This is a genomic window from Gordonibacter sp. An230 (assembly GCF_002159915.1).
Classification (GTDB): domain Bacteria; phylum Actinomycetota; class Coriobacteriia; order Coriobacteriales; family Eggerthellaceae; genus Rubneribacter.
In genome coordinates, this window is record NZ_NFJP01000035.1 from 1 (window position 1) to 24,565 (window position 24,565).

Annotated in this window: 15 protein-coding genes and 1 rRNA gene; 1 reads left to right on the forward strand and 15 read right to left on the reverse strand. The window is 68.8% G+C overall.

What is annotated here, in order from left to right; genetic code table 11:
* The 6 genes from B5F40_RS14065 to B5F40_RS14090 form a co-directional block, all read right to left on the reverse strand.
* Positions 1-348 (reverse strand): 16S ribosomal RNA (locus tag B5F40_RS14065); the annotation flags it as partial.
* A 1,572-nt stretch (positions 349-1,920) separates the two neighbouring features.
* Entirely contained in the window at positions 1,921-2,808 is an 888-nt protein-coding gene (locus tag B5F40_RS14070; RefSeq protein WP_087194904.1) for an anti-sigma-I factor RsgI family protein, read from the reverse strand.
* The gene (locus B5F40_RS14075; protein ID WP_239443075.1) at positions 2,805-3,293 is read right to left on the reverse strand and encodes an RNA polymerase sigma factor; all 489 of its coding nucleotides are present in this window, start codon (positions 3,291-3,293) and stop codon (positions 2,805-2,807) included. The genes B5F40_RS14070 and B5F40_RS14075 overlap by 4 nt, the downstream gene beginning before the upstream one ends.
* Before the next feature lie 18 nt (positions 3,294-3,311).
* Complete coding sequence (locus tag B5F40_RS14080; protein WP_087194906.1) at positions 3,312-3,851, reverse strand: hypothetical protein; 540 nt, start codon at positions 3,849-3,851, stop codon at positions 3,312-3,314.
* Between the two features lie 727 nt (positions 3,852-4,578).
* Positions 4,579-5,790 carry a tyrosine--tRNA ligase gene (gene tyrS, locus B5F40_RS14085; protein WP_087194907.1) on the reverse strand — a complete coding sequence of 404 codons (1,212 nt, stop codon included), beginning with the start codon at positions 5,788-5,790 and terminating at the stop codon, positions 4,579-4,581.
* A 447-nt stretch (positions 5,791-6,237) separates the two neighbouring features.
* Complete coding sequence (locus B5F40_RS14090) at positions 6,238-8,790, reverse strand: U32 family peptidase (RefSeq protein ID WP_087194908.1); 2,553 nt, start codon at positions 8,788-8,790, stop codon at positions 6,238-6,240.
* Between the two features lie 137 nt (positions 8,791-8,927).
* Between B5F40_RS14090 and B5F40_RS14095 the strand changes: the two genes are divergently transcribed.
* Positions 8,928-11,132 carry a transglycosylase domain-containing protein gene (locus B5F40_RS14095; protein ID WP_087194909.1) on the forward strand — a complete coding sequence of 735 codons (2,205 nt, stop codon included), beginning with the start codon at positions 8,928-8,930 and terminating at the stop codon, positions 11,130-11,132.
* A gap of 356 nt (positions 11,133-11,488) precedes the next feature.
* Here B5F40_RS14095 and B5F40_RS14100 read toward each other — a convergent pair whose 3' ends face one another.
* The 9 genes from B5F40_RS14100 to argC form a co-directional block, all read right to left on the reverse strand.
* Positions 11,489-11,992, reverse strand: coding sequence for a hypothetical protein (locus tag B5F40_RS14100; protein WP_087194910.1), 504 nt, complete (start codon positions 11,990-11,992; stop codon positions 11,489-11,491).
* Positions 11,993-12,032: 40 nt separating this feature from the next.
* Complete coding sequence (locus tag B5F40_RS14105; RefSeq protein WP_087194911.1) at positions 12,033-14,453, reverse strand: transglycosylase domain-containing protein; 2,421 nt, start codon at positions 14,451-14,453, stop codon at positions 12,033-12,035.
* A gap of 698 nt (positions 14,454-15,151) precedes the next feature.
* Positions 15,152-16,540 (reverse strand): argininosuccinate lyase, encoded by a 1,389-nt coding sequence (gene argH, locus B5F40_RS14110; protein ID WP_087194912.1) that lies wholly within the window; start codon positions 16,538-16,540, stop codon positions 15,152-15,154.
* 11 nt (positions 16,541-16,551) lie between these two features.
* Positions 16,552-17,910, reverse strand: coding sequence for an argininosuccinate synthase (locus B5F40_RS14115; RefSeq protein WP_087194913.1), 1,359 nt, complete (start codon positions 17,908-17,910; stop codon positions 16,552-16,554).
* A gap of 235 nt (positions 17,911-18,145) precedes the next feature.
* A complete protein-coding gene (locus B5F40_RS14120; RefSeq protein WP_087194914.1) occupies positions 18,146-18,574 on the reverse strand; it encodes an arginine repressor in 429 nt (142 codons plus the stop codon).
* A gap of 374 nt (positions 18,575-18,948) precedes the next feature.
* Positions 18,949-20,226 (reverse strand): aminotransferase class III-fold pyridoxal phosphate-dependent enzyme, encoded by a 1,278-nt coding sequence (locus B5F40_RS14125; RefSeq protein WP_087194915.1) that lies wholly within the window; start codon positions 20,224-20,226, stop codon positions 18,949-18,951.
* Between the two features lie 36 nt (positions 20,227-20,262).
* Positions 20,263-21,249 carry an acetylglutamate kinase gene (argB, locus tag B5F40_RS14130; RefSeq protein ID WP_087194916.1) on the reverse strand — a complete coding sequence of 329 codons (987 nt, stop codon included), beginning with the start codon at positions 21,247-21,249 and terminating at the stop codon, positions 20,263-20,265.
* Positions 21,246-22,685: a bifunctional glutamate N-acetyltransferase/amino-acid acetyltransferase ArgJ gene (gene argJ, locus B5F40_RS14135; protein WP_239443076.1), complete on the reverse strand. Its 1,440-nt coding sequence runs from the start codon at positions 22,683-22,685 to the stop codon at positions 21,246-21,248. Before argJ ends, argB begins: the two co-directional genes overlap by 4 nt.
* A gap of 37 nt (positions 22,686-22,722) precedes the next feature.
* Positions 22,723-23,787 (reverse strand): N-acetyl-gamma-glutamyl-phosphate reductase, encoded by a 1,065-nt coding sequence (gene argC, locus B5F40_RS14140; protein WP_087194917.1) that lies wholly within the window; start codon positions 23,785-23,787, stop codon positions 22,723-22,725.
* Between the last annotated feature and the right edge of the window lie 778 nt (positions 23,788-24,565).

Below are 24,565 nucleotides of genomic sequence, written 5' to 3' on the forward strand. Positions count from 1 at the left end.
CCTCCCGTAGGAGTCTGGGCCGTATCTCAGTCCCAATGTGGCCGGTCGGTCTCTCAACCCGGCTACCCGTCGAAAGCTAGGTGGGCCGTCACCCCGCCTACTACCTGATGGGCCGCGACCCCATCCCCCGCCGCCTGGGCTTTGGCCCCCCTCCCATGCGGCAGGGGGGCGTCGTCCGGTATTAATCGCGGTTTCCCGCGGCTGTCCCGGAGCGGGGGGCAGGTTGGTCACGTGTTACTCACCCGTTCGCCACTTCATGTCCGCCCGAGGGCGGTTTCATCGTTCGACTTGCATGTGTTAGGCACGCCGCCAGCGTTCGTCCTGAGCCAGGATCAAACTCTCCGTTTGAGGTGGCGGGGTCGCCCCCGCCTGAGTCTCGATCTTGGCGCCTCGCGGCGCGGCCCGCCTCTCGGCGGCCGCGCTGCCGTCTCGGAATCGACTCGTCGTCGACTGGCTTTTCCTTGCTCCTCAGTATCCGGTTCTCAAGGTTCCCGCGGGGCCCTCCCGGGCCCCCGCCCCGGCTTTCCGCCGAAGCGCGAGGAGATATGTTACCCGCCCGCCTCCCCGCTGTCAAGAACTTTCTTCGAAGTTCTTGGAAGTTTTTTTCGGAGGGCTGTTGCCTTCCGCATCCACTTCCTCGGGAATCGCTCCCTTTCGCGAGGTGCGGCCCGCGCTCTCCTCAAACGCGGAACACGTATATTACCCGTAAGGTTTCGGTAACGCAATGGGTGATTTTCAAAATTTTGAACTTTTTTCCGAAAGCCCGGGAAGCGCGCCGACGGACCCCGCACGATACGCCCCACGCGATGCGCAGGGGCGGAGGGTGAATCCCAGGGGCTGACGCTCGCCGGACCGGTGGCGAAGACGGACCCCGCGCGATGCGCAGGGGCGGAAGGGAGAGGGGCTCGTCGCGGCCGCAGCCCTTGAAGCGCCGCGGCAGGCCTCGCACGGTCCGCGGGACGATGGTGTTTCATGCGAAACATCTGTGCGCATTGGAAGCCGAGCGCGAACCGTGCGGACGAGACGGACGCCGGGTCCGCGCTCGCGGTCCGCCCCCGCCCGGATGGGCCGCGAGCGCGAGTCGAAAGCCCGCGGGGGCGAGGGTGCGGACGGCGCCTCTGCTGCCTGGACGGGCCGCGAGCGCGAGCCGGAAGAGATGTTTCACGTGAAACATTTGTACGTGACAGAGGTTCGAGGGCGGGCCGCGAGAACGAGACGGGCGCCCCCCCCCCGCCCGGATGGGCCTAGCGAACCGCGAGCCGGAAGCCCGCGGGGGCGAGGGTGCGGACGGCGCCTCTGCTGCCCGGATGGGCCGCGAGCGCGAGTCGGAAGAGATGTTTCACGTGAAACATTTGTACGTGACAGAGGTTCGAGGGCGGGCCGCGAGAACGAGACGGGCGCCGGGTCCGCCCCCCCCCCGCCCGGATGGGCCTAGCGAACCGCGAGCACGATTGTTTGGGAGGATGTTTCACGTGAAACATCTGTACGCTTCTACCCTGGGCACAGCCCGAGAGGGCGGGAGGACGGGAGGGCGGGAGGGCGGAAGGACGGGAGGATGGGAGGGCGGAGCGCTGGTCGCGCTCCTCGGGCGAGGAGCTTCCGCCCTGCGCACAGCACGCGAGAACGAGAGGGAAGGATAATGAGCTTTGCGTTGGCCGCTACCAGGTCTGCGCACAGCACGCGAGAACGAGAGAGAGAAGGGGCGCCTCAACACGCGCCGTGCACCCTCAAACCAGCGCGCAGCCCGCGAGAACGGGGGCACGCGCGGACGACGACCCGGCTACCGCACGGTGGGTGTGTGCGATTGCCGCGAGAACGGGGGGGGGGTACGCGCGGGCGACGATCCGAGAGCCCTCTCCTTCGGCCTTCGCCAAGCTCCGAACCCCTGCTCCCCTGCCCCGGTTTATCTCGGACTGCGCCTTAATCTTGCCCTTGTCCTTGTCCTTGCCCCTGCCCTTGCCCCTGCCGATGCCCGCCGGCCCCCGCTCCCGGCCCGCGGTGCTCGCCCCTGTCGTTCGAGCCCATCGGATCGTCCCGTTCCGCACCCTCTTGCGACAGCGCCGCTATCCTGTCGCGCATCTGCCGCATGCTGAGGCTTTTGCACTCCTCCATCGTCACCGAGGGGTCGAGCTCCATCAGTTCGAGCGCCGCCCGGTAGCGTCCGACCCCCATGCCCTCCGAGGCCGCCGCCTCCCTCGTTTCGTCGTCCACTTCGCGACACGCGCCCTCGCACGGCAGCTCGCTCAGACAGGCGTCGCTTTGCCGCCGGATGTCGGCGACCTGGCGCTCGTCGCCCGACGAAACGCTGATCTCCATGAAGGAATCCGCCTGCGCGTAGGGCTCGAACGCGTCGCTTCGCGTGAGCGCGGACAGCGCGTCGGCGTACCCCCGTCCCACGAGCGGCACGGCATCGAGCAAGGCCCCGCCGTCGTCGTTGAGGGCGCTCGCCTCCACCACGACGCCGAAGCGGTTCACGCCGAGCTCGATCGAGGGATTGACGTCGATGCCCACGTACGCGGTCGGCTGCGCGTACGCCGTCAGCCCGCCGAGCCCGATGATCGCGACGACAAGGCACGCCGCGAGGGCGACCGCCCTGCGTCTGATCGACGAGCCGCGGCTCCGCATTCGACCCACCTTGCGGCGCGAGACGACGCGGGCGAACGAAGACGGCGCCGAAGGGGCGGGCGAGCCGGCCCGCTCGGCCTCCTCGGCAACGCGCGCTATGGAGGCGAGGGTCGCGCGCTTCACGTCTTCGGGAACGACGACGTCGTCGAAGGCCTGCCGCACGCGCTCATCGAAGTCGTTCATGACAGCGCCTCCTTCAGCTGCTTCTTGCCGCGCGCGATCCACGAATACACCGTGTTGACGGGGGCCTCGACCATCTGCGCGATCTCGGGAGCGGTGTATCCCTCGTAGAGGGAGAGGTAGAGCGGGGTGCGAGGCGGGTCGTCGAGGCCGCGCATCGCATCGATCACCTCGCTTTCGAAGGAGGCGGGCTGGATCGCCGGGTCATCCGACCTCATGTCGGCCGCGCAGGCCGACTCGAGCGGCACCGATCGGCGGCTCGCCGCCTTCAGCATGTCCTTGCATATATTGGTCGCAACGCGCAGCAGCCACGCTTTGCGGTGCTCCTCGCCGTTGAACCGGACGCGGTCGGACAGCGCGTACCTGAGAAACGCATCCTGGAAGGCGTCCTGCGCGTCGGCATGGGAGCGGAAGTGCAGCACGCACACGCGCCAGACGGCGTCGCCGTGCCGCTCCATGGCCTCCTCGATATCGCCCCGCTCCCGCATGCCCATCGCTTCCTGCGGCTAGCGATTCGCGCAGCCGCGGCCGCCGCCGTTTCCCTGATGGCCGCGCCCCGCGCCATCGCCTCGCACGCAGGCGCCGGAACCATAGTTGTCGCACATGCCGTCGCCGTCGGCGTCGACGAAGCCGGGGCAGGCGCCCCGGTCGCTGCCGCGCGCATCGCATGCGCCGTCGCCGTTCTCGTCGACGAAGCCGGGGCAGGCGCCGGAACCGCAGTTGTCGCACATGCCGTCGGCGTCGGCGTCGACGAAGCCGGGGCAGTTCCCGCGCCCGACCGCGGCATGCCCTTGCGTTCCGGCGACGGCTCCGCCGACGAGCCCTTCGCGCGCAAGAGCGTCCGCAGGCTCGGAAGACGCCGCGCAAGCCGCTGAATCGGAGAGCGCCGAGGCGCCCCCTCCCGTCGCCGATGCGCACGACGCAGGCGCCTCGGCGCCGCTTTCCGGACACCAAACCTGCCGCGCCCCGTTCGCGAAGGCGATTGTGGGCACGGCGAGCAGCATCAGGGCCGCAACTGCAACAAACGCGATAGTGCTCTTCTTCATGGTCGCTCCTTTCGTCGTGATCCGGTCTTCACCTCTAACACGAACGAGCAGCCTCCATCCTTGCAAGAATTTTCGCGACACGCAACCTTTTTTGGCGAGCGCGCCGGGCGAGCGCCGACGGAAAAGGCCGCGCCCCGCAGCCGACCGCCGATGTTCGCGCCCCGCACTCGACCGCAGACGCAAACGCGTTCGAATGCGGCGGACCGGGATGCGAGCGCGCCGACGCCTCCACCGTCGCAAGAGGCCCGTTCGGGGGCTCGGCCTCCGGCCCCCTGGCCACCTTGCGGGGTTCCGTCGCGATCACGGGGCAGAAGCCCGCCCGGCCCCAAGCCGCCCTCCGCCCTCGCAGCCGGAAGCCGCGTCTTCGAACGCTGCGCGGAACCGCGGTCGACGGCAGGCCCCAGGGGCCATCGCAACGCGTTTCAGACGAGAAACCCCTCCGCAGAGCCCGAAAAAAAAAAGGGGGGGGGGCAAAGGAGCCGTTCGGGAGCTTTCGGCAGCGCCCGAATCGATAAGGCCGGAGAGGCCCTCGGGGCTCGCCGCCTCGCAGAGCGCGGAACTCGGCGCGGCGCCCGCCCCGGCGCCTCCTCCCGGAGCGCGCAGCGGGCGGGCACCATGCCGCTCTTCCTCTGAGGCATGATGCCCGCAACCGGTTTCCTTCCTTCGGAACGCGCTGCGGGCGGCCCGCAGGCCGCCCGCTCGATCACCGTCGAGAACGCGAAATACGCTACACGAACCTGACGAACTTGCGCTTGCCCACCTGGAGCGTGGCGCCCGCCAGCATCGCCGGGTCCACGTTGTAGGACTTGGCGGGAACGGGCTCGCCGTTCACCTTCACGCCGCCGCCGTCTATCAGCCGGCGCGCCTCGCCCGTGCTGGACGCCAACCCGGCATCGGCCAGAAGCTTGGCCAGGTAGACGGTGCCCTCGTCGTTGGGGGCGAGGTCGGCCGCGAACTCGGGGATGTCGTCGGGCACGGCGTGCTGCTTGAACACGAGGTCGAACTGCTCCTCGGCCGCCTGCGCCGCCGCCTCGTCGTGGTAGGCCGCCACGATGTTGCGCGCCAGCGCGCGCTTCACCTTGTTGGGATGCAGCACGCCCTCGGCCAAGCCGCGCTCGATCTCGTCGATCTCGTCGACCGGCAGGGTGGATGCCAGGCGGTGGTACTTCACCATGAGCTCGTCGGGGATGGACATGACCTTGCCGAACATGTCGGCCGGCTCGTCGGTGAGCCCGATGTAGTTGCCGTAGCTCTTGGACATCTTCTGCACGCCGTCGGTGCCCTCGAGGAGCGGCAGCGTCAGGCACACCTGCGGCTCCATGCCCATCTTCTCCATGAGCTCGCGGCCGGCCAAGAGGTTGAACAGCTGGTCGGTGCCGCCGAGCTCCACGTCGGCCTCGATGACGACCGAGTCGTAGGCCTGCATGAGCGGGTAGAGGAATTCGTGCAGGCTGATGGGCTGGCTGTTGGCGTAGCGGTTGTGGAAGTCGTCGCGCTCGAGGATGCGGGCCACCGTGAAGTTGCTGGCAAGCTTCAAAAGCCCCTCCATGTTAAGGGAGAGCAGCCATTCGGAGTTGTAGCGCAGGGTGGTCTTCTCAGGGTCGAGGATCTTGAACGCTTGGTCGACGTAGGTCTGGGCGTTCGCCTTGATCTGCTCGCTCGTGAGCTGCGGGCGCGTGGAGTTGCGCCCCGACGGATCGCCGATGAGCGCGGTGCCGTCGCCGATGATGAGCGTGACGCCGTGGCCGAGGTCCTGGAACTGGCGCAGCTTGCGCAGCGGCACGGCGTGCCCGAGGTGGATGTCGGGGGCCGTGGGGTCGACGCCCAGCTTGATGTTGAGCGGCGTGCCGCGCTTGAGCTTCTCGAGCAGGGCGCTCTCGGGCACGATCTGCGCCGCGCCGGAGGCGATGGTGTGCAGTTGTTCTTCCGCGGATAGCATCGGATCCTCTTTCTTCGGGTACGTAGCATGCGATTCTACCACAGCGCACCGAGAGGGGCGGCGGAATGCGACAGCCCCGCCCGCGCCCGCACCCGCGGCGCACGGGCGAAAACGGCATCGCGCTTTGAGGGGCGCGGCGGGAAGTCGCGAGAAGGGACGCCGCCCCGGCGGCCAGCGAGCCGCTCCCGGCCTGCCCCGGGGCACGGCATCGTCCGCCCCCGCATCCAAGCCCGGGGGGCCGCCTCCACCGATCCGCTCCCGCAACGCGGCACCGCCCGCTCCCCGGCGCACATTCGCCGCCGGCCCGGCGCGCCCTCCGTTGCCATCCAGAAGCGCGCCGCGTTTTGGATGGGCAGGACGGCGCCCCCGCTGGCAGGACGGCGCCGCCGCCCCCGCAGCGAGCGCACCCGCCCCGCCACGGCTCCGGCGCCCCGGCGGCCCGGCGTGCTAGGAGACGCCCCGGAAGAGATGGCCGCTCGTCGTGCCGGGGACCTTCCCGATGGCATCGCCGCTGGCATGGGCGACGCTGCGGGCGCGCACGGCGCGGGCGACGGCCCTCGTCGTCTCCTCGACGTTCATGAGCGTGGTGTCCACCATGAGCGCTCCGATTCCCGCGCGCACGAGGTCGGGAACCGCATGCGCCACATCGAGCTGCACGCCGTTGTACAGATGGCTGCGCCCGAGCGCGTCGGTGACGACGGGGAACTCGTACTCCTTGCGGTCGCGCAGGAAATGCGGGCTTTTTCGGCGCGGGCACGCATCGCAGTCCTGGTCGCAGGGGCCCTGGCTCATGAGCAGGCAGTGCTCGGTCACCATGAGCTCCTGAAAGCCGATGATGGTAAGCCCCAGCTCCACGGGGGCATCCTCGGCAAGATCGGCGATCTGGCCGAGCGTGAGCTCGGGCGAGAGCCACACGCGCGAGGCGCCGAGTTCTGCCGCGACGGCGAGGGAAAGCGTGTTCGTCACGGGCACATGGGGGCCAAGCTCGACCTCGCATCCGAGGTCGGCGGCGCGCACGAGCGCGCCGAGGCTTTCGGCCATCACGGGCTTGCCGGGTTTGACGAAGCGCCATGCGTCGAAGCCGAGCTCCTCCTCGCGCGTGCCCAGAACCGGATCGTGCTCGACCACGGGCAGCACGGGGACGACCTGCTTCGGATAGCCGGCCTGCTCGGCGGTTGCGCTGCGCTGGCCGGCGATGACAGCCTCGCCCCGCTTGTAGTTGAGCGCAGGGACGTAGACGAGGTCGGCTCCCGCGCGTTTCGCGGCGCGCGCGCACGCGGGGTTCGTCGCCCAGGCGGCGATGCGGCACCCGCGAGGCCGCACGGGCGCCGGCGCCGAGCGCGCGCTCACGCGCGGCAGCACGCGGTCGCGCGATCCGGCGAGCAGCTTGCCGCGCAGGTCCTCGAGGGCGGCGGCGCGCACGCGATGCAGCTGGGAGAAGCCCACGCCCGCGCCTTCGTCGAGCTCGATCTCAAGCTCTGCCAGCGCGAACGGCGTCTGGCCGAGGCGGTCGATGTGGGCGCGCACGTCCTCGGCGTCGACGGGCTTGGTGCGGGCCGGCTCGACGGGATCGCCTTCGGCCGCGCCCACGGCGCGCAGCGCGCCTGCGTCCATGCGCCGCGCGGCCTCGGGAGCCAGCGAGAACTCCACGCGCAGGGGCTCGCCGAGCCGTAGCCGCGCGCGCCCGCGCACGGGCACGCGGGGAAGCCGCGGGTCGTCCTCGTAGGCGGCCTGCGCGCTGCGCACGCGGAACACGCGGTCGCCCTTCCCCACCGGGCGGTCGGGGAAGGTGCGCACGTTGCCGTCGCGATCGAAGGCCACCTCGCCGAGCGCGTACGTGAAATGCCCCTTGTTCGTCCAGAACTCCAGCACGTCGCCGCATGCAAGCGCGCGCTCGGCGGCGACGGCGGCCACACCGTCTTTCACCGAGGCCACGCGCCCCACGAGCACGCCGCGGTTGTTCGGACGCCCGTAGCTCATGATGCCGTTGCCGCGAGCGCCCTCGAGGTACGCGGTGGTGAACCCGCGCGAGAACGCCTCGGCGAGCGCTCGGTGCTCGTCGTCGGTGGCGTGCACGGAAGGATCCCGCGTCCAGGAGCGCTCGTCCGCCTCGCCATCGCAGGCCCCTCCCGCATCCGCGCCGCCTCCGGCCGCCGCGTCCCGCGCGGCGAGCGCGCGGTCGAGCACGGCGCGGTAGACGCCCACGACCGAATACACGTAGTCGGGCGATTTCATTCGACCCTCGATTTTGAGCGAGGCGACACCCGCGTGCACCAGGCTGGGCAGCAAATCGATCGTGCACAGGTCGCGCGGGGAGAGCAGATGCTCGCCCGGGGAGGGAAGGTTTTTGCGCTGCGCTTTGTTGTGCAGCGTGTAGGGAAGCCGGCAGGCCTGGGCGCACATGCCGCGGTTCGCCGAGCGCCCGCCGATGAGCGACGACATGAAGCACTGCCCCGAATAGCACACGCACAGCGCCCCGTGAGCGAACGACTCCACCTCCATGCCCAGCCCGTCCGCGACTTCGACCAAATGCGCGACCTCGATAAGCGACAGCTCGCGCGCGAGCGTCACGCGCTTCGCGCCGAGCCGAGCCGCCGCCTCGATGCCGGCAGCGTTGTGCGTGTTCATCTGCGTGGAAACATGCAGCCGCGCCTCGGGCAGCGAGCGAGAGAGCTCGGCGGCCACGCCGATGTCCTGCACGATGAACGCGTCGGCGCCGGCGCGATAGGCCTGGCGGGCCGTCTCGAGCGCGCGAGAGAGCTCGGATGGCAGCACGGCGGTGTTGAGCGCCACGTACACGCGCACGCCGCGCAGGTGGGCGTACTCGCACGCCTCGGCGAGCCCCTCGAGCGTGAAGTTGTCGGCGCCGCGACGCGCGTTGAACGACTCGAGCCCGAGGTACACCGCGTCGGCGCCGGCGCGCACGGCTGCGCGGAGCGCTTCGGCGTTGCCGGCCGGCGCGAGAAGCTCGACTGCTTTGAGCTGGGACGTTCGTGGCATGGGGCGGCCCTTCCTTAACTTCGCGGGGCGGGATGGCCGAAACCGAGCGGAGCGGAGGAGGCTCCGCATTCCGGGTTCCTTGTGTGCTCCCGCGCGGCAACGATTCGGTATCGACGGCAAGCTAGTATAATCGAATCATGAAGATACGGAGAAAACAGCGCGAAAAGCGCACCCACGGACCGAAATGGGCCCTCCTCATCGCGGGAGCGGCGCTGTGCTTCATCACCTACTGGGGCGCCCAGGGCGCCCTGCGCATCATGGAGGGATGGACGGAAGGGCTGCCCTCCATCGAGGACGTCGATTTCACCGACTACTCGAAGAAATCGGTCATGTACGCGAACGACGAGTCGACCGTGCTCGCCGAGTTCCGCCTGGAGAAGCGCGAGCCGCTCGAGAGCGCCGAGCAGATAAGCCCGTACGTCCTCAAGGGAACGGTGGACACCGAGGACGTGCGCTTCTACGAGCACGACGGCGTTGACCTCCTGGGCATCGCCCGCGCGTTCGTCAACAACCTGACCGGCGGCGCCCTCGAGGGCGCGTCCACCATCACCCAGCAGCTCGTGCGCAACACCGTGCTGGCCGACGAGGCCAACGACATCTCCCTCGAGCGCAAGATCCGCGAGGCCGAGCTGGCCGTGGACATGGAGAAGCGCTTCAGCAAGGACGAGATCCTGCTCATGTACCTCAACACCATCAACTACGGCGACGGGTGCTACGGCATCGAGGCGGCGGCCCGGAACTACTTCCAGGTGTCGGCGGCCGACCTCACGCTCGCGCAGGCGGCGACGCTCGTGGGCATCCCGCAGTCGCCCACGTACCTCAATCCGAAAGAGTACCCCGACGCATGCCTCGAGCGGCGCAACACCGTGCTCGACCGCATGCTCTCCGCAGGCGACATCACGCAGGAGGAGCACGACGCGGCGCGGGCCGAGGAGCTCAACCTCAACCCCGCGCCCGCCACGCCCGAGGACGGCATCTACGCGTACCCGTACTTCAGCAGCTACGTGCAGCAGCTACTGAGCAACGACCCCGCGAAGTACGGCTTGACCGAGAGCAGCCTCTTCGAGGGAGGCTACACCATCTACACCTCGCTCGACCCGGCCATGCAGGAGGAGGCCGAGGCGGCCTGCGCCGAGCAGAACGCGCGCATGGTGGGCATGGGCCCCAACCTTGAGTCGGCGCTCGTGGCGATGGAGCCTGAGACGGGCCTGATCAAGGCCATGGTGGGCGGTCGCGATTACTACGAGAGCCAGTGGAACATCGCCACGCAAGGCGGGCAGCCCACCGGCTCGACGTTCAAGGTGTTCACGCTGGCCGCCGCCATCGAGCAGGGCATCAGCCCCGACACGAGGATCGACTGCAGCTCGCCCATGGACCGCCCGGGAGCCGAGCCGCTCGAGAACTTCGGAGGCGCCGATTACGGCATCCAGACCATCAAGGACGCCACCGCGCTCTCATCGAACACCGGCTACTACCGCCTCACCGAGCAGGTGACCCCCGCCGCCATGAACGAGATGGCCACGCGCCTGGGCGTGGGCGGCGAGTTCGTTCCCAACAACACGCCCACCGCCGTGCTCGGCACGGAGAACTGCACGCCGCTCAGCATGGCGACCGCCTACTCCACGCTGGCCACCGGCGGCGTGAAGCACGATCCCGTGGCCATCACGAAAATCGTCGACCAGGACGGCGACGTGGTGTACGAAGCCGCCAACACGAGCGCCCGCGTGCTCACCGAAGAGGTGTCGGGCGCGGTGACGAAGGTGCTGCGCTCGGTGTTCGAGTCGAGCAACGGCACCGCCTACGGCTCCGGCCCGGCGAACGGCCAGCCCGTCGCGGGCAAAACGGGCACCGTGCAGGAATTCCGCGGCCATTGGCTCGTCGGCTACGCGCCGCAGCTGAGCTGCGCCGTGTGGCTGGGCAACCGCGACTACGAGCAGACCGACCCGAACCTGACCGCGAACCAGCTGTGGCAGGACTTCATGTCGCGCGCGCTCGCAGGTTCCGAGATCGAGCAATTCCCCGAGACCAAGGACCCCGAATACAAGAACGAATTCAACGAGAAGCAGGCCGAGAAGTACGGCAGCAGCAAAAAGGAGGACGGGGAGAACGGGCAAAACGAGGGAAGCGACCCCTCCAAAGCGCCCGACATGGCCGGCAAGACGCTCGACGACGCGATCGCGCAGCTGAGCGGCTACAACGCGTACATGATCGAGGAGTACTCCGACTCGGTTCCCGCAGGAACGATCATCGGGCAGAAAGTGGAGGGGGACAAGCTCATCCTCATCGTGTCGAAAGGTCGAAATCCGGGGCCGACTATCGGCTCCGAGCCGGGCTCCCCGTAAAGGGCCCGGCTCCGGCCCGCCCTCCCCTTTTTTCGCTCCGGGCGCCCGCAGACGAGCGGCCCGATCCCGGACAATCAGCGATGCGCGCGCAGCTGCCCCGACGCTGGGATGCGCGCACGGGCCTCGAGCCAGTCCGCGGCGATGCGCGCGTCCCAGCGTCGGCGAGCGAAGCCGTCAACTGGCACCCCCCCCCCGCCACGCTCCGGGCACCCGCAGACGAGCGGCCCGATCCCGGACAGCCAGCGCCTAGCACGATGCGAGAAGGCCCGCCGAAGCGGGCCTTCTTTCGCTTTCCGTATGCGCCGATGCGCGTTCTGCAGGGCGCGCCGATGGCGAAGCTCTTCGTCGTGGCAGGCTTACTGCTTTTCAGCCGCTTTCTGATCGCCTTCCTCGAGCTTCTCGATACCCGCGTTGTACTGGTCCTGGATGTCGCCGATGCGCTCGTCGTACGACGCCCAGTCGAACGGCTGCTCTTCGGTTGCGCTATCGATCTCGGTGTAGAGGTCGACGTAGTCGCTCAGAGCGTCCTTGAGCGCGCCGGCCCCGTCGACGTACGCCTGCTGGATGTCCTTGAGATCCTCCGGAGCCTCGAGTTTTCCCAGATCATCGATGGTTTTGAACGCATTGTCCGCCTGAGTGCGCATGCTCACCACATCGCCGCGCGAAACGGCGTCGGTGAAGCTCGCGAGCCTTTCCTGCAAGTCCTCCATAGTCTGGTTCACCTGCGACATGTACTCGCGATTGTCGGCCTGCCGCTGCGCCGCAGAGGTGTCCTGCTGCATGCAGCCCCCCAGCGTCGCAACCGCCAGAGCCGCGGCGCACAGCACGGCGAGCGCCCTGACGAACCTTGTATGCTTCATATGCCTTGCTCCCTACGTCGTGATTGATGTCTGCATCGCATCAGGCTGCGCGAACCGCGCGCCCGAGCCAAAGGTGCTGACGAACCAGCTGGTCGAAGCCGACGGCGGCCGGCGCCGCGCCGCCCCCCGTCGAGCCTCCCGGGTCTCCTCCCGTCGAGCCTCCGTCCGAGCCTCCTCCGGTCGAACCGCCGTCGGAGCCGCCCCCGGTCGAGCCGCCATCGCCGCCATCGCCGCCGGAGCCGCCGGTGTCGCCGCCAGGCGAACCGCCGTCGCCCGTATCGCCGCCGGAGCCGCCGTCGCCTGTCGAGGGGCCGTCGGACGCGCCGCCGCCGGGATCGGTCGTCGAAGAGCCGCCGTCGCCGGAGCCGCCGTATCCTCCGCCACCGTAGCCATAGCCGTAACCGTAGCCGCCGTTCGAGTACCCGTACGATCCCGACGAACCGCCGCGACCGTACCCGCCGTATCCTCCGACATGGTAGTCCGCATTGGAGAAGTCCTGGTACGGGGGATCTTCCGCATCGGCGAACTCCTCGAGCGGAGCGAGCGCCAACGCTTGGCTCATGAACGAGCTGAACACGTCCCCCGCGCTCTCATGGTTCGGCAGGGTGACTTGGTTGCTCGGATCGCCGAACCAGATGGACGTCGAGAGCTGGGGCGTGATGCCGCAGAACGTGATATCCAGGTAGCTCTCGCTCGTGCCGGTTTTGGCCGCCACCGTCTGCCCGCTCGACAGGCGCGCGTCGTAGCCCGTTCCCTGGGCTCCCGTGACGACCGTCTTCATGACCTCGATGGCCGCATGGGCCACCTCGGGGGAGATGACCTGCTCGCTCGCGGTCCTGCGCAGCTCGCTTCCCTCTTCGGCCGTGTTGTCGACGAGCACCTCGCCGTCGGCCTTGGTAATCGTCAGGATGGGGTTGGGATCGTTGCGCACCCCCTGGTTCGCGATGGCCGCGTAAGCGGTGGCCATGTCGAGCATCGTCACGTTGTTGGAGCCGAGCGTCATCGACGGCGTGATGCTCAGCGGCGACGTGATGCCCATGCGCTGGGCGACCTCGGCCACCTTCTCCATGCCCACGGCCATCTCCAATCGCACGAAGCCGGTGTTCGACGACACCTCGAAGGCGCGCGCGATGCTGCGGGTGCCGTAATTGTAGTTGTCGATGTTCTGAAGCGCGGGGGCGGTCGTGCCGTAGCCGGTGTTCGGGATGCTCGCGGGAGACGAGCAGTCGATCAGCGTGTCGGGCGAGATGCCCGCCTCAAGCGCTGCGATGAGCGTGAACGTCTTGAACGACGAGCCGGAGGGGCGGCCGGGGTGGTCGGGATCGGTGCCCTCGCCGGTGGCGAGGTTCACCTGCGAGTTGCCGCCGACCATGGCTTTGATGTTGCCCGTAGACGGCTCGATGCACACGAGCGCCCCCTGGATGGCGTCGCTGCCGGTCTCCCCGTGTATCTTCTCCAGCTTGGCGGCGACGGCCGCCTCGGCCTGCTCCTGCACCGCCGGATCGAGCGTCGTGACGATGGTCAGCCCACCGCCGCCCACTTCTTTCGAGGAGTACCGGTACGGGCCGTCGGGATCGGTGAGCAGGCTCTTCACATAGCGAACGAAATGCGGGTACTGGTAGATGCCCTCCTCGGCGGGAAGCGACTCGTTCAGCGCGAGGGGCTCGGCCTGCGCCGCGTCGTGCTCCTCCTGGGTGATGTAGCCGTTCGACAGCATGCGGTCGAGCACGAGATTGCGCCGCTCGAGGCAGTTCTGGCCATCGTCGACGAGGGGGTTGTTGTACGAGGGGGACTGGGGAATGCCCACGAGCGCCGCCGCCTCGGCGAGCGTGAGGTTCGCGGCGTCCTTCGAGAAATAGCGCTGCGCCGCCGCCTGGATGCCGTAGGTGCTGTTGCCGTAGTTGATGGTGTTGAGGTACATGAGCAGGATGTCGTTTTTGGAGTACCGCTCCTCGAGCTTCACCGACAGATACATCTCGCGCACCTTGCGCTTGAGGGAGATGTCCTCCATCTCGTCGACGAGGATGGTGTTGCGCACAAGCTGCTGGGTGATGGTGGACGCGCCCTCGCGGCCCGAACCCGTGATGTTCACGACGAGCGCGCGGGCGATGCCCATGAGGTCGAAGCCTCCATGGTCGTAGAAGCGCTCGTCCTCGGTGGCGATAGTGCCTTGGAGGACGTACGGGCTGATCTCGCTCAGCTCCACGGGATCGCGGTTCTCAAGCTGGAACTTCGCAAGCACCGTGCCGTCCTCGGTCCTGACCTCCGAGGGCATCGACACGTTGAGCGAGTCCATGTCGTCGTAGTCGGGCAGATCCTGCAGCCACGACGTGCCGAGGGCCCACACGCCCACGAACGTCGAGATGACGACGGTCGAGAAAACGGCGACGACGACGAGCAGCCCGATTTTGGGCTGCTTCTTTTTGGCGCTAGGCCGATTCTTGATCGAGCGTGAAGCCACGTGACACCTCCAAAAAACTCCGCCCATTGTATCATCGGGCCCTGCGCGCCCGTGAAACAACATAAGTTTGTTGGAAAAAGGTCATGACGCAAAAGCCCCGATCGTGCGCGGAGGCAGCGCGGAGAGAGAGCGCTTCACCCTCACATGCCGGGCGCGGCCAACCGCGCGCGGAGGGCTCTCTCGCGGATGCGTCGGGGCGGATCCCCTCGCCGCAGGAGGCTCCGCGGCCTTTGCGCGGGCGGGGTCCACGAACAGGCGGCGATACTCCCACACCGCGGCCTCTGCGCGTCCGCGCGGATGCGCAGAGGCCGTCGGAAAGCGCGGCGCCGCGCGTGCCGTCGCAAAAGGGGACGCCCGCACGGGCGCCAGGGCCGCGAACTCGGCGAGGCGGCCTCCGCTCGGTTCGAAACGCCTTCCTTTGGGGACGCGTCCGCATGGACGCCCAGGGCCGCGAACCGCGCGGCTTCCGCCCCAACGCGTCGCAACAAAGACACGCCCGCATGGGCGCGCGGGAAGGGGCCTGCCGCCGAAATTCGCAGTTCGCCACCGGAGGGGCACCGACGCCGAGAGGCCGCCGGAGAGGCGCCGGCGCCGGGAGGCCGCCGGAGGGGCGCCGGCGCGGCAGAGGGAAGGCTGACGCCGAGGGCGGGGCGCGACGGCGGGGCGGCGGGAGCGCCCCGCCCCGCCGCCCCGCGCGATCACACCGACGCTTCGTCGGCGGCGAGCACCTCTTTGGCGTGCGCGAGCTGGACGCGCACGGCCGCGTGCCCCGTGCCTCCCTCAGTGGTGCGGGCGGCCACGATGCTCTCGAGGTCGAGCGCCTCGGTGATGTCGGCCTCGAACAGATCGCACTCGGCCTTGAAGTCGTCGAGCGAAAGGTCGCCAAGATCGCAGCCGCGCTGCTCGCACAGAAGCACGAGATGCCCCACCACCTCGTGGGCGCGCCTGAACGGCAGCCCCTTCTTCGCCAGGTAGTCGGCCACGTCGGTGGCCGCGAGGTAGCCGCGCTGAGCCTGGGCGCGCATGGCCTCGGGCTTCACGGTCATCGTCTCGATCATGCCGGCGGCGCACACGAGGCAGTCCTCGAGGGTCTTCGCGGCGTCGATGGCGCCTTCCTTGTCCTCCTGGAGGTCCTTGTTGTAGGCAAGCGGCAGGGCCTTGCACGTGACGAGCAACGCCATCAAATCGCCCACGACGCGCCCGGTCTTCCCGCGGATGAGCTCGGCGAAGTCGGGGTTTTTCTTCTGCGGCATGATCGACGATCCCGTGGAGAACGCGTCCGACAGCTCGATGAACCCGAACTCGGAGCTCGACCACAGCACGACTTCCTCGCACAGGCGCGACAGGTGCACGCACGACACGCTGCACGCGTAGGACAAATCGAGCAGGAAGTCGCGGTCGGACACGGCGTCGAGCGAGTTGGGGATCACGCGCGAGAACCCGAGCTCCGCCGCCGTCATCTGCCGGTCGAGCGGATACGTGGTGCCCGCGAGCGCCGCCGCGCCGAGCGGGCTCGCGTCGGCGGCGCGCCGCGCGACGACCAGGCGCTCGAAGTCGCGCGCGAGCATCCACGTGTAGGCCAGCAAGTGGTGCGACAGCAGCACCGGCTGCGCATGCTGAAGGTGCGTGCAGCCCGGCAGGATGACGTCGAAATGCTCCTCCGCCTGCGCGACGAGCGCGCGGCGCAACGCGAGGTTGGCGCGCATGAGATCCGAGCAGCGCCGCTTGGCGAACAGGCGCGTGTCAGTCGCCACCTGGTCGTTTCGGCTGCGCCCTGTGTGCAGACGCGCGCCCGCGTCGCCCACGCGCTCGATGAGGGCGCGCTCCACCGCCATGTGGATGTCCTCGTCGCCCACATCGAAGGCGAACCTCCCCGCCTCGATGTCCGCCTCGATGCCCTCGAGGCCCGAAACGATGGCGTCGGCGTCCTCGCACGGGATGACGCCCTGCGCCGCCAGCATGCGCGCATGCGCCTTGGAGCCCGCTATGTCCTGCGCGTAGAGTGCCCTGTCCACCGGCAGCGACGCGCCGAAGCGCTGCGTGAACTCGTCGGCCCCCTCGGTGAACCTGCCCGACCACAGTGCCATGCCGCTCCCCCTTACGCCCGCTCGGACGCGACGACGTCCCGCTCAGCGGCCGCGCGCTCCGCCTCGGCCACCCGCTTCCAGATGGGCGTCACGTCCTCGTACTTGCCCCGCTTGAGCGGTCCCGCCTGCTTCTCGGCGTCGAACAGCTCAGCGGGCGCGCCCTCCTGCCGACGGTTGGACGCCCAGGTCTTGCCGGAAAGCGTCTGGAGCTGGATGAAGCCCTTGGCGGCGGTGTGGTCGAACGCGTCGTCCGCATCGTAGGTTGCCAGGGAGTAGTCGTAGAGCGAGTACGCGCTCTTGCGGCCGACCACCGTGCACGAGCCTTTGTAGAACTTGAGCCGCACCGTGCCGGACAGGCAGCGCTGCGTGTTGAGCAGGAACGCGTCGAGCGCCTCCTTGAGCGGCGAGAACCACTGCCCGTTGTACACGCACGTGGCCCAGGCCTGCTCGATCCCCAGCTTGTAGTGCAGCACCTCGCGCTCGAGCACGAGGTCCTCGAGCGCCTTATGGGCCTTGATGAGGGCGAGCGCCGCAGGAGCCTCGTAGCACTCGCGGCTCTTCACGCCCACGAGCCGGTTCTCGATCATGTCGAGGCGGCCAAAGCCATGCGCCCCGGCGATCTCGTTCAAGGCGTAGATGATGCCGAGGAAGCTCTTCTGGTTGCCGTCGATCATGTAGGGCAGGCCGCGGGCGAACGCGAGCTCGACGTACTGCGGCTTGTTCGGAGCCTTCGCAGGATCGACCGTCATCGCGTAGATGTCCGCAGGCGGCTCCATCCACGGATCCTCGAGCACGCCGCACTCGATGGCCCGGCCCCACAGGTTGTCGTCGATGGAGTACGGCGAGGCTTTCGTGGCGGGCACGTCGACGCCGTGCACGTGCGCCCATTCGATCTCCTCGGGCCGGGTTTTGAGATCCCATTCGCGCACCGGGGCGAGGATCTCGATGTCGGGATCGAGCATCGTGATGCTGGCCTCGAAGCGCACCTGGTCGTTGCCCTTGCCCGTGCAGCCGTGCGCGATGTACTTCGCGCCGAACTTGTGCGCCGCGTCCACGAGATGCTTCGAGATGAGCGGCCGCGAGAGCGCCGAGACGAGCGGGTACTTGTTCTCGTAGAGCGCGTTGGCCGCGAGCGCCTTCGACAGGTACTCCTTGGCGAACATGTCCCGCATGTCCACGACCAGGCAGTCGAGCGCGCCGGTCTTGAGCGCTTTCCGCTTGATCTTCTCGAGGCCCTCATGCTCCTGCCCCACGTCACCGACCACGGCGATGACGTCGAGGTTCTTCTCCTCCTGCAACCATTTGATGCACACGGAGGTGTCGAGGCCGCCCGAGTACGCGAGTACAACTTTGTCTTTCTGACCAGCCATGATGATAGTCCTTTCCCGTTGTTTGCTTGCAACTTGCGGATATGCCCGGATCTCCGATGCGGACACGGACGATACGGCTCCGCGCGGCCGAAGCGGCTTGCGGACACACGAGCTCCCGTGCGCATCGCGGCTTTTCGCGACGGCGTGAGCGCCGGGCGGCCCTCACGGCTTCATGCTGCTTGGCAGCGTTGGGGGAAAGAGGGAGAAAAGCGTCCCTCGCGCAAAGAATAGACGACTAACGTCGTCGCAGACGGTCGATGGCGCGCTCGACCTCGACGGCGGCCTCGGGGCTTTCGGCCGCGATCATGATGGTGTTGTCGCCGGCAACCGTGCCGAGCGCTCCGCGCAGGCTCGCCTTGTCGAGCGCGGCCGAGACGCCGGCGGCTCCGCCGGAGAACGTCTTCACCACGACCATGTTGCCTGCCACGTGCACCTCTTCGACCAGTTCGGAAACCATGCGCTGGAGCCGCATCTCCTCGGGAAGGACGTAGTAGCCCTCGCGCGACTTCACGAGCCCCATGTCCATGATGTCGCGAGAGATCGTGGCCTGAGTGCACTCGTACCCAGCGGCTTGCAGCTGCTGCGCGAGGTCGCGCTGCGTCTTGACATTGTGCTCGCGAATGATGTCGCGGATAATGTCATGCCGTTGTTGACGTTTCCTCATGCCCCTCGATACTCTCTGTTCCCAGCCCAAGACGATCACATACGGTTCCGGTCACATCGCTCGCATGCAGTATGCAGTTTAGCGCAAACGGCACGCGAAAATATGCAGTAAATAGTACCCCATCGGTGGACGTTTCGTCCCCAGAAATTTCAAAAAGCGCAGAAAGATTTTCGCCAAGGGCCCCTCCCCTTTCTCCAAAGACCGCGTCCGGAAGCCCGAACGCGGCCTCGGCGGGAAACGGAGAAAAGGCGCCGGACGGCCTTTCGCGCACGGCCGAAGCGCCCGGGCGCATTCCCCGCATGCGGCTTTCGCGATCGCCTGCGAGCCGAGCGAAAGGCCCGCCCCGCCCTCCAACGCGACGGCCGGCGCGCTCCCTAAAGGGCAGAGAGTATCCCGCCTAGCCTCTCGATCAGCGCATCGACGTCCTCGCGCGCGCAGACGAGCGGCGGAAGGAATCGCAGCGTGCGAGGGCCGGTGGAGTTGAGGAGCAGGCCCGCATCGAGGCCGGCGGACACAACGTCCGGAGCGCTCGCGCCCTCGTCGAGGTCGGCGGCCACCATGAGACCGAGGCCGCGCACCTCTTCCACGTGCGGCAGCGCGGCCAGGCGCTCGCGCAGGTGCGCGCCCACCCGCTCGACGCTCTCGGCAATGTCGCCCCCCGACAGCTCGCGCACGGTGGCGCGGGCGGCGGCGACGGCCAGGCAGCTGCCGCCGAACGTGGAGCCGTGGTCCCCGGGCGCGTACGAGGCCGCCACCTCGGCACGCGCTGCGCACATGCCCATGGGGAACCCCGAGGCGATGCCCTTGGCGATGGTGACGACGTCGGGCACGATGCCGAAATGCTGGAAGCCGAAGGGATGGGTGCCGCAGCGGAACATGCCGCACTGGATCTCGTCGCACATGAGCAGCGCCCCGCGCTCCTCGGTGAGGCGGCGCGCCGCCGCCAGGAACTCGGCCGTGCACGGATGCACGCCGCTTTCGCCCTGCACGCACTCCACCATGACGGCGCAAACGGCGTCCCCCTGCGCCTCGAACAGGGCCTCGAGCGCCGCCACGTCGTTGATGGGCGTGCGGACAAAACCGTCGGGCAAGGGCTGGAACGCCTCCTGCTTCGCCGGCTGGGCCGTGGCGGCCAGCGTGGCGAGCGTGCGGCCGTGGAAGCTCGCGTCGAGGGTGACGATGATGCGGGGCGCAGCCTCTTGGGCGGCCGCGATCGCGGCTTCGTCGGCGCCCTCGGCCTCGGCGCGCGCTGCGGCGCGCTTCTTGGCGTGCAGGCGCGCGAGCTTGAAGGCGCATTCGTTCGCCTCGGCGCCGGAGTTGGCGAAGAAGCTTCGCCACGAAGCGCGCTCGGATTCGGGCACGCACGCGTTCAGCAGGTCGGACACGGCGCGGGCCACCTCGCCGCGATGCTCGATGTAGTAATAGTTGCTCACATGCACGAGCGTGCGCGCCTGCTCCTCGATCGCGGCGACGAGCGCAGGGTGGCAATGGCCGAGGCTCACCGCCCCCACGCCCGACACGAAGTCGAGGTAGGTGCGGCCCGCGTCGTCGACCACCTTCATGCCGCGCCCCGACACGAGCTCGACGGGCTTGCGGGCGTAGGTTTGCATTAGATAGGCGGATTCGAGTTCGCATTCCTCGACATAGGACATAGCGCGGCTTCCCTTCTTCGTGTTGGCGCGGCTGGCTTACTTGGCGTTTGGCCCGGAGCCGTTCGCGGCGGCGGGCTGGCGGTTCTCGAGGAGCTTCGAGGCGAAGTTGCCGAGCGGATGGGCGTCGAACTTGCACGCCTCCTCGGTGGAGTGCATCGTGGTGCCCACGCCGGTGCTGGTCAGAAGCTCCAGCAGCAGCGAATGCGGCGTGACGCCGTTGATGATGTGCGCGCGGAACACGCCCGCCTCGAGCGCGTGGATGCACGACCTCAGCTTGGGGATCATGCCCGTGGATACGATGTTGTTCTCCACCATGTACTGGGCCTCGAACAACGTGAGGTTCGAGATGAGGGAGTCTTTGTTCTCGAAGTTCTCGTAGAGGCCGTCGACGTCGGTGAGGAAGATCACCTTGTGCGCGCCGATGGCAGCGGCGATGTGGCCGGCGACCATGTCGGCGTTCACGTTGTAGAAACCGCCCTCCTCGCCGATGGCCACGGATGCCACGACGGGGATGTAGTCGCCGGCGACGAGGTCGTCGAGGAGCGCGCTGTTGATGCGCGTGATGCGCCCCACGCGCCCGAGGTCGGGGCTCGCCTGCTCGGCAACGATGACGCCCGCGTCCGCCCCGGACACGCCCACGGCGAAGTTGCCGTGCTCGTTGAGCGTTTCGACCAGCTCCTGGTTCACCTTGCCCATGAGCACGGTGCGCACGAGCTCCATCGCCTCGGGCGTGGTGACGCGCTGGCCGTCCTTGAACTCCACGGGCAGCTGCATGTGCTCCATGGCCTCGGTGATGGCCTTGCCGCCGCCGTGCACGATGACGGGGTTCACGCCGACGATCTTGAGCAGCACGATGTCGGCCATGACGTCGGCGCGCAGCTCCTCGTCAACCATGGCCGAGCCGCCGTACTTGATGACGACCGTCTTGCCGGTGATGTTCTTGATCCACGGCAGCGCCTCGACGAGCACCTCCGCCGCTTTGTGCGATGCGCCCATCGGGCGCGTGTCCTTCGCGTATTTCATGATCGATAGTCTCCGTTGATCGCGATGTACTCGTGCGTGAGGTCGCACGTCCAAACGGTGGCGCGCCCGTCGCCGGCCCCGAGGTCGACGTCGATGGCCACTTCGGGCCGCTCGAAGCGCCGCAGCGCCTCGTCCTCGTCGAACTCCACCGTGAGCCCGCCTCGGCACACGGGCAGCCCCATGATGTCGATGGCGGCGTCCTCCTGGCGAAAACGCGCGCCGGACTTGCCGAGGGCGGCGGCGATGCGGCCCCAGTTGGCGTCTCGCCCGCAGATGGCCGTCTTCACGAGCGGCGAGTTCGCCACGGCGCGGGCGGCCCTGTCCGCGTCGGCGTCGTCGGCGGCCCCGGCCACGCGCACGGTGACGAGGCGCGTGGCGCCCTCGCCGTCGGCGGCCATCTGGCGCGCAAGGCTCCCGCACACCGTGGCGAGCGCGGCCTCGAAGCGCTCGAAGGCGGCCGAGCCCGGTGCAAAAGGCGCAGAGCCCGGCGGCACCGCCTGGCCGCTGGCCATCATGAAGCACGAGTCGTTCGTGGAGGTGTCGGAGTCGACGGTGACCTTGTTGAAGCTCGCGTCGACGGCGCGCTTGAGCGCCGCATGGAGATCGTGCGGCAGCACAGGGGCGTCGGTGGCGAGGACCGCGATCATCGTGGCCATGTTCGGCATGATCATGCCCGAGCCCTTCGTCATGCCGCCAACCGAGAACGCGCGGCCCTCGTAGCCCACGCCGTCGCCCGAGAACACGACCGCGCACTCTTTCGGGCGCGTGTCGGTGGTCATGATGGCGCGCGCCGCATCCGCGCCGCCGGAGGCCGAGAGCGCCCGGACCGCGGCGGGCAGGCCGGTCGCGAACGGCTCGAGCGGCAGGTGCTGGCCGATCACGCCCGTCGACGCCACGAGCACCTCGTCGGCGGGGCACCCCACGGCATCGGCGGCCAGGCGGGCCGATTCGAGCGCGGCCTCAAGACCGCGCTCGCCGGTGGCGGCGTTCGCGTTGCCCGAGTTCACCATGATGGCGCGCGCCGTGCCGAAGCCCTGCCCGTCGAGGCGGGCGCGCGACACCGTCACGGGAGCCGAGCAGAAGACGTTCTGGGTGAACACGGCCGCGCACGGGCACGGCTCGTCGGCGACGACGAGCGCGAGGTCGAGCCGCCCGGGATCCTCGCGGAACCCCGCGTGCACGCCGGCGGCCCTGAAGCCCCGCGGCGTGGTGACGCCCCCGCCCGGCACCGGCGGCGGCGTGCAGGAGCGAGCCTCGGCGGTCGCGCCCAAACGCAAGGGGGCGACACCGGCGACAGGCGCGCCAGCCCCGGATTGCCCAGAACGATCGCCCTGCACGTCGAAACCGCCTGCTTCGGACGACGACGCGGAAGGAGCGGGCACGGGGACCGCTCCGACGGAGGGCCGCCGGCCCATCGCAGGGTATTCGTTGTTCATTGACGCCCCTTTCCTCTCTCCCAGTCTCGGCGTCGGCTCACACGGGAACCGCAACGGAGTCGAACCCGGCCGTCTCCGCGAGGCCCCACACCGCATTCGCGCACTGCACGGCTTGGCCAGCCGCGCCCTTGCCCAGATTGTCGATCGCGCACACGACGACGAGCACACGGGCGCGCTCGTTCACGGCCAGGCCGATATGGGCGCAGTTCGTGCCCACCACCGACGAGGTCTTCGGCATGACCCCCTCGGGCAGCACATGCACGAAGGGACTCCCCTCGTAGAACGCTCGGTAGCGCTCGAGCGCGAAGGCGGTTTCCGCGGGGGCGTCGGGCGAGAGAGGGAGGTTGACCGTGGAGAGCAGCCCGCGCTTCGCCGGCGCGAGGTGCGGCGTGAACACAAGGCGCCCCTCGAGACCGAGGATCTGCTCGATCTCGGGCGTATGGCGATGGGTGGCCACGCCGTACGCCTCGAGATTCTCGTCAGCGAAGCAGAAATGCGTGCGGGCGCTTGCCTTCTTGCCCGCGCCGGTGACGCCCGAGACGGCGTCCACCACGACCACGCCGCCTTCGGCGAGAAGGCCCGCCCGCACAGCGGGCGCGGCGGCCAGCGACGTTGCGGTGGGATAGCAGCCCGCGCATGCCACGAGCGCGCCCTTGCCCGCCATGCGGGCCTCGGCGGCGCGGGCGAGGTCGTCGGGGAAGAGCTCGGGCAGGCCGAACGCGGCGCGCCCAAGCAGATCGACGGCGGTATGGGGCGTGGCGTACCAGCGCTCGTAGACGGCGGGGTCCTTGAGGCGGAAGTCGGCCGAAAGGTCGACGACCGTCGCCCCTCGGGCAACGAGACCGGGGGCCATCGCAAGCGCGGCGGTGTGCGGAACGGCAAGAAACACGAGGTCGCACGCATCGAGCGCCGGATCGTCGTGGGCGGAGAAGACAAGATCGGTGGCGCCGGTGAAGCCGGGGTACTCGTCTGCGACGGACGTGCCGGCCAGCTCGTTCGACGTGACGGCGACAAGATCGAGGTCGGGGTGGCGCAGAGCGATCCTCGTCAGCTCGATGCCGGCGAACCCCGCCGCGCCCACGATGCCCGTCGTGATCGCCATGTCGATCCCCTCCGTTCAGCCCGTCGCACGGGCAGCTCGTTTCGTGTCGGCGCCCCGCCCGATTTGTGCAAGCGCGCAAATCGGGATCGTTCGCACCGCTGCCGACAATCCTAAGAAAGATACGGGGGTTTGACAAGGCTCGCAGCGAAAATAGCCGAGCGAGAAGCAAAGGGGCGCGGCAAGAGGCGGCGAAGAAGGGCACCGCGGAAAGCCCGCGCCACAGACGCGCAAGGAGGGGCGAGGGGCATCCTTGCGCGCATGAGGGAAGGGGTCGGGCGCGATGCGACAGCGAAGCGCACGCAACGCACGCCCGCGGAAAGGGGCTCGACGATTCGGGGCCGCTCACGGCAAGCGCGAGCGCTTCCCCGCGCATCCGCGGGAAGGGCGCTGGAACATGGACGGATCTTGCAACCGGCAAAACGAGCGCTTCCCCGCACGAAGCGCTCGGAGGCGCATCCTGTCGGCGTGCGCTTCCCCGCCCGCCCGCGGGAGGAGCCCTCGCCCCGCCCTCGGAGCGTTCTTCACGATGTGCGCGTACTTCCCCGCGCGCCCGAGGGATGAGCGCCAATGCAGCCCACGACTCCCGAGCGTCCCTGCGCGCTTCCCCGCGCCCGAGGTACGAGCCCCGCGCGGGAAGGCCGTCGTGCCCCCCCCCGGGTGTTGGCCGCTCTCCCTCGCGCGTCCGTGGGAAGGGCGCCTGCGCGGAAGCGAAGCGGAATCCTCGCAGGATAATCCGCTCTCACTCGCGCGCCCGTGGGAAGGGCGCCAAGTCCAGATT

What these genes read in the sequence shown, in the direction of transcription:
- B5F40_RS14075 (WP_239443075.1), bottom strand. Translation starts at nt 3,293, where the DNA reads ATGCGGGAGCGGGGCGATATCGAGGAGGCCATGGAGCGGCACGGCGAC.
- B5F40_RS14070 (WP_087194904.1), bottom strand. Translation starts at nt 2,808, where the DNA reads ATGAACGACTTCGATGAGCGCGTGCGGCAGGCCTTCGACGACGTCGTC.
- argC (WP_087194917.1), bottom strand. Translation starts at nt 23,787, where the DNA reads ATGGCGATCACGACGGGCATCGTGGGCGCGGCGGGGTTCGCCGGCATC.
- B5F40_RS14080 (WP_087194906.1), bottom strand. Translation starts at nt 3,851, where the DNA reads ATGAAGAAGAGCACTATCGCGTTTGTTGCAGTTGCGGCCCTGATGCTG.
- tyrS (WP_087194907.1), bottom strand. Translation starts at nt 5,790, where the DNA reads ATGCTATCCGCGGAAGAACAACTGCACACCATCGCCTCCGGCGCGGCG.
- B5F40_RS14115 (WP_087194913.1), bottom strand. Translation starts at nt 17,910, where the DNA reads ATGGCTGGTCAGAAAGACAAAGTTGTACTCGCGTACTCGGGCGGCCTC.
- argH (WP_087194912.1), bottom strand. Translation starts at nt 16,540, where the DNA reads ATGGCACTGTGGTCGGGCAGGTTCACCGAGGGGGCCGACGAGTTCACG.
- B5F40_RS14100 (WP_087194910.1), bottom strand. Translation starts at nt 11,992, where the DNA reads ATGAAGCATACAAGGTTCGTCAGGGCGCTCGCCGTGCTGTGCGCCGCG.
- B5F40_RS14095 (WP_087194909.1), top strand. Translation starts at nt 8,928, where the DNA reads ATGAAGATACGGAGAAAACAGCGCGAAAAGCGCACCCACGGACCGAAA.
- B5F40_RS14120 (WP_087194914.1), bottom strand. Translation starts at nt 18,574, where the DNA reads ATGAGGAAACGTCAACAACGGCATGACATTATCCGCGACATCATTCGC.
- B5F40_RS14125 (WP_087194915.1), bottom strand. Translation starts at nt 20,226, where the DNA reads ATGTCCTATGTCGAGGAATGCGAACTCGAATCCGCCTATCTAATGCAA.
- B5F40_RS14090 (WP_087194908.1), bottom strand. Translation starts at nt 8,790, where the DNA reads ATGCCACGAACGTCCCAGCTCAAAGCAGTCGAGCTTCTCGCGCCGGCC.
- argJ (WP_239443076.1), bottom strand. Translation starts at nt 22,685, where the DNA reads ATGAACAACGAATACCCTGCGATGGGCCGGCGGCCCTCCGTCGGAGCG.
- argB (WP_087194916.1), bottom strand. Translation starts at nt 21,249, where the DNA reads ATGAAATACGCGAAGGACACGCGCCCGATGGGCGCATCGCACAAAGCG.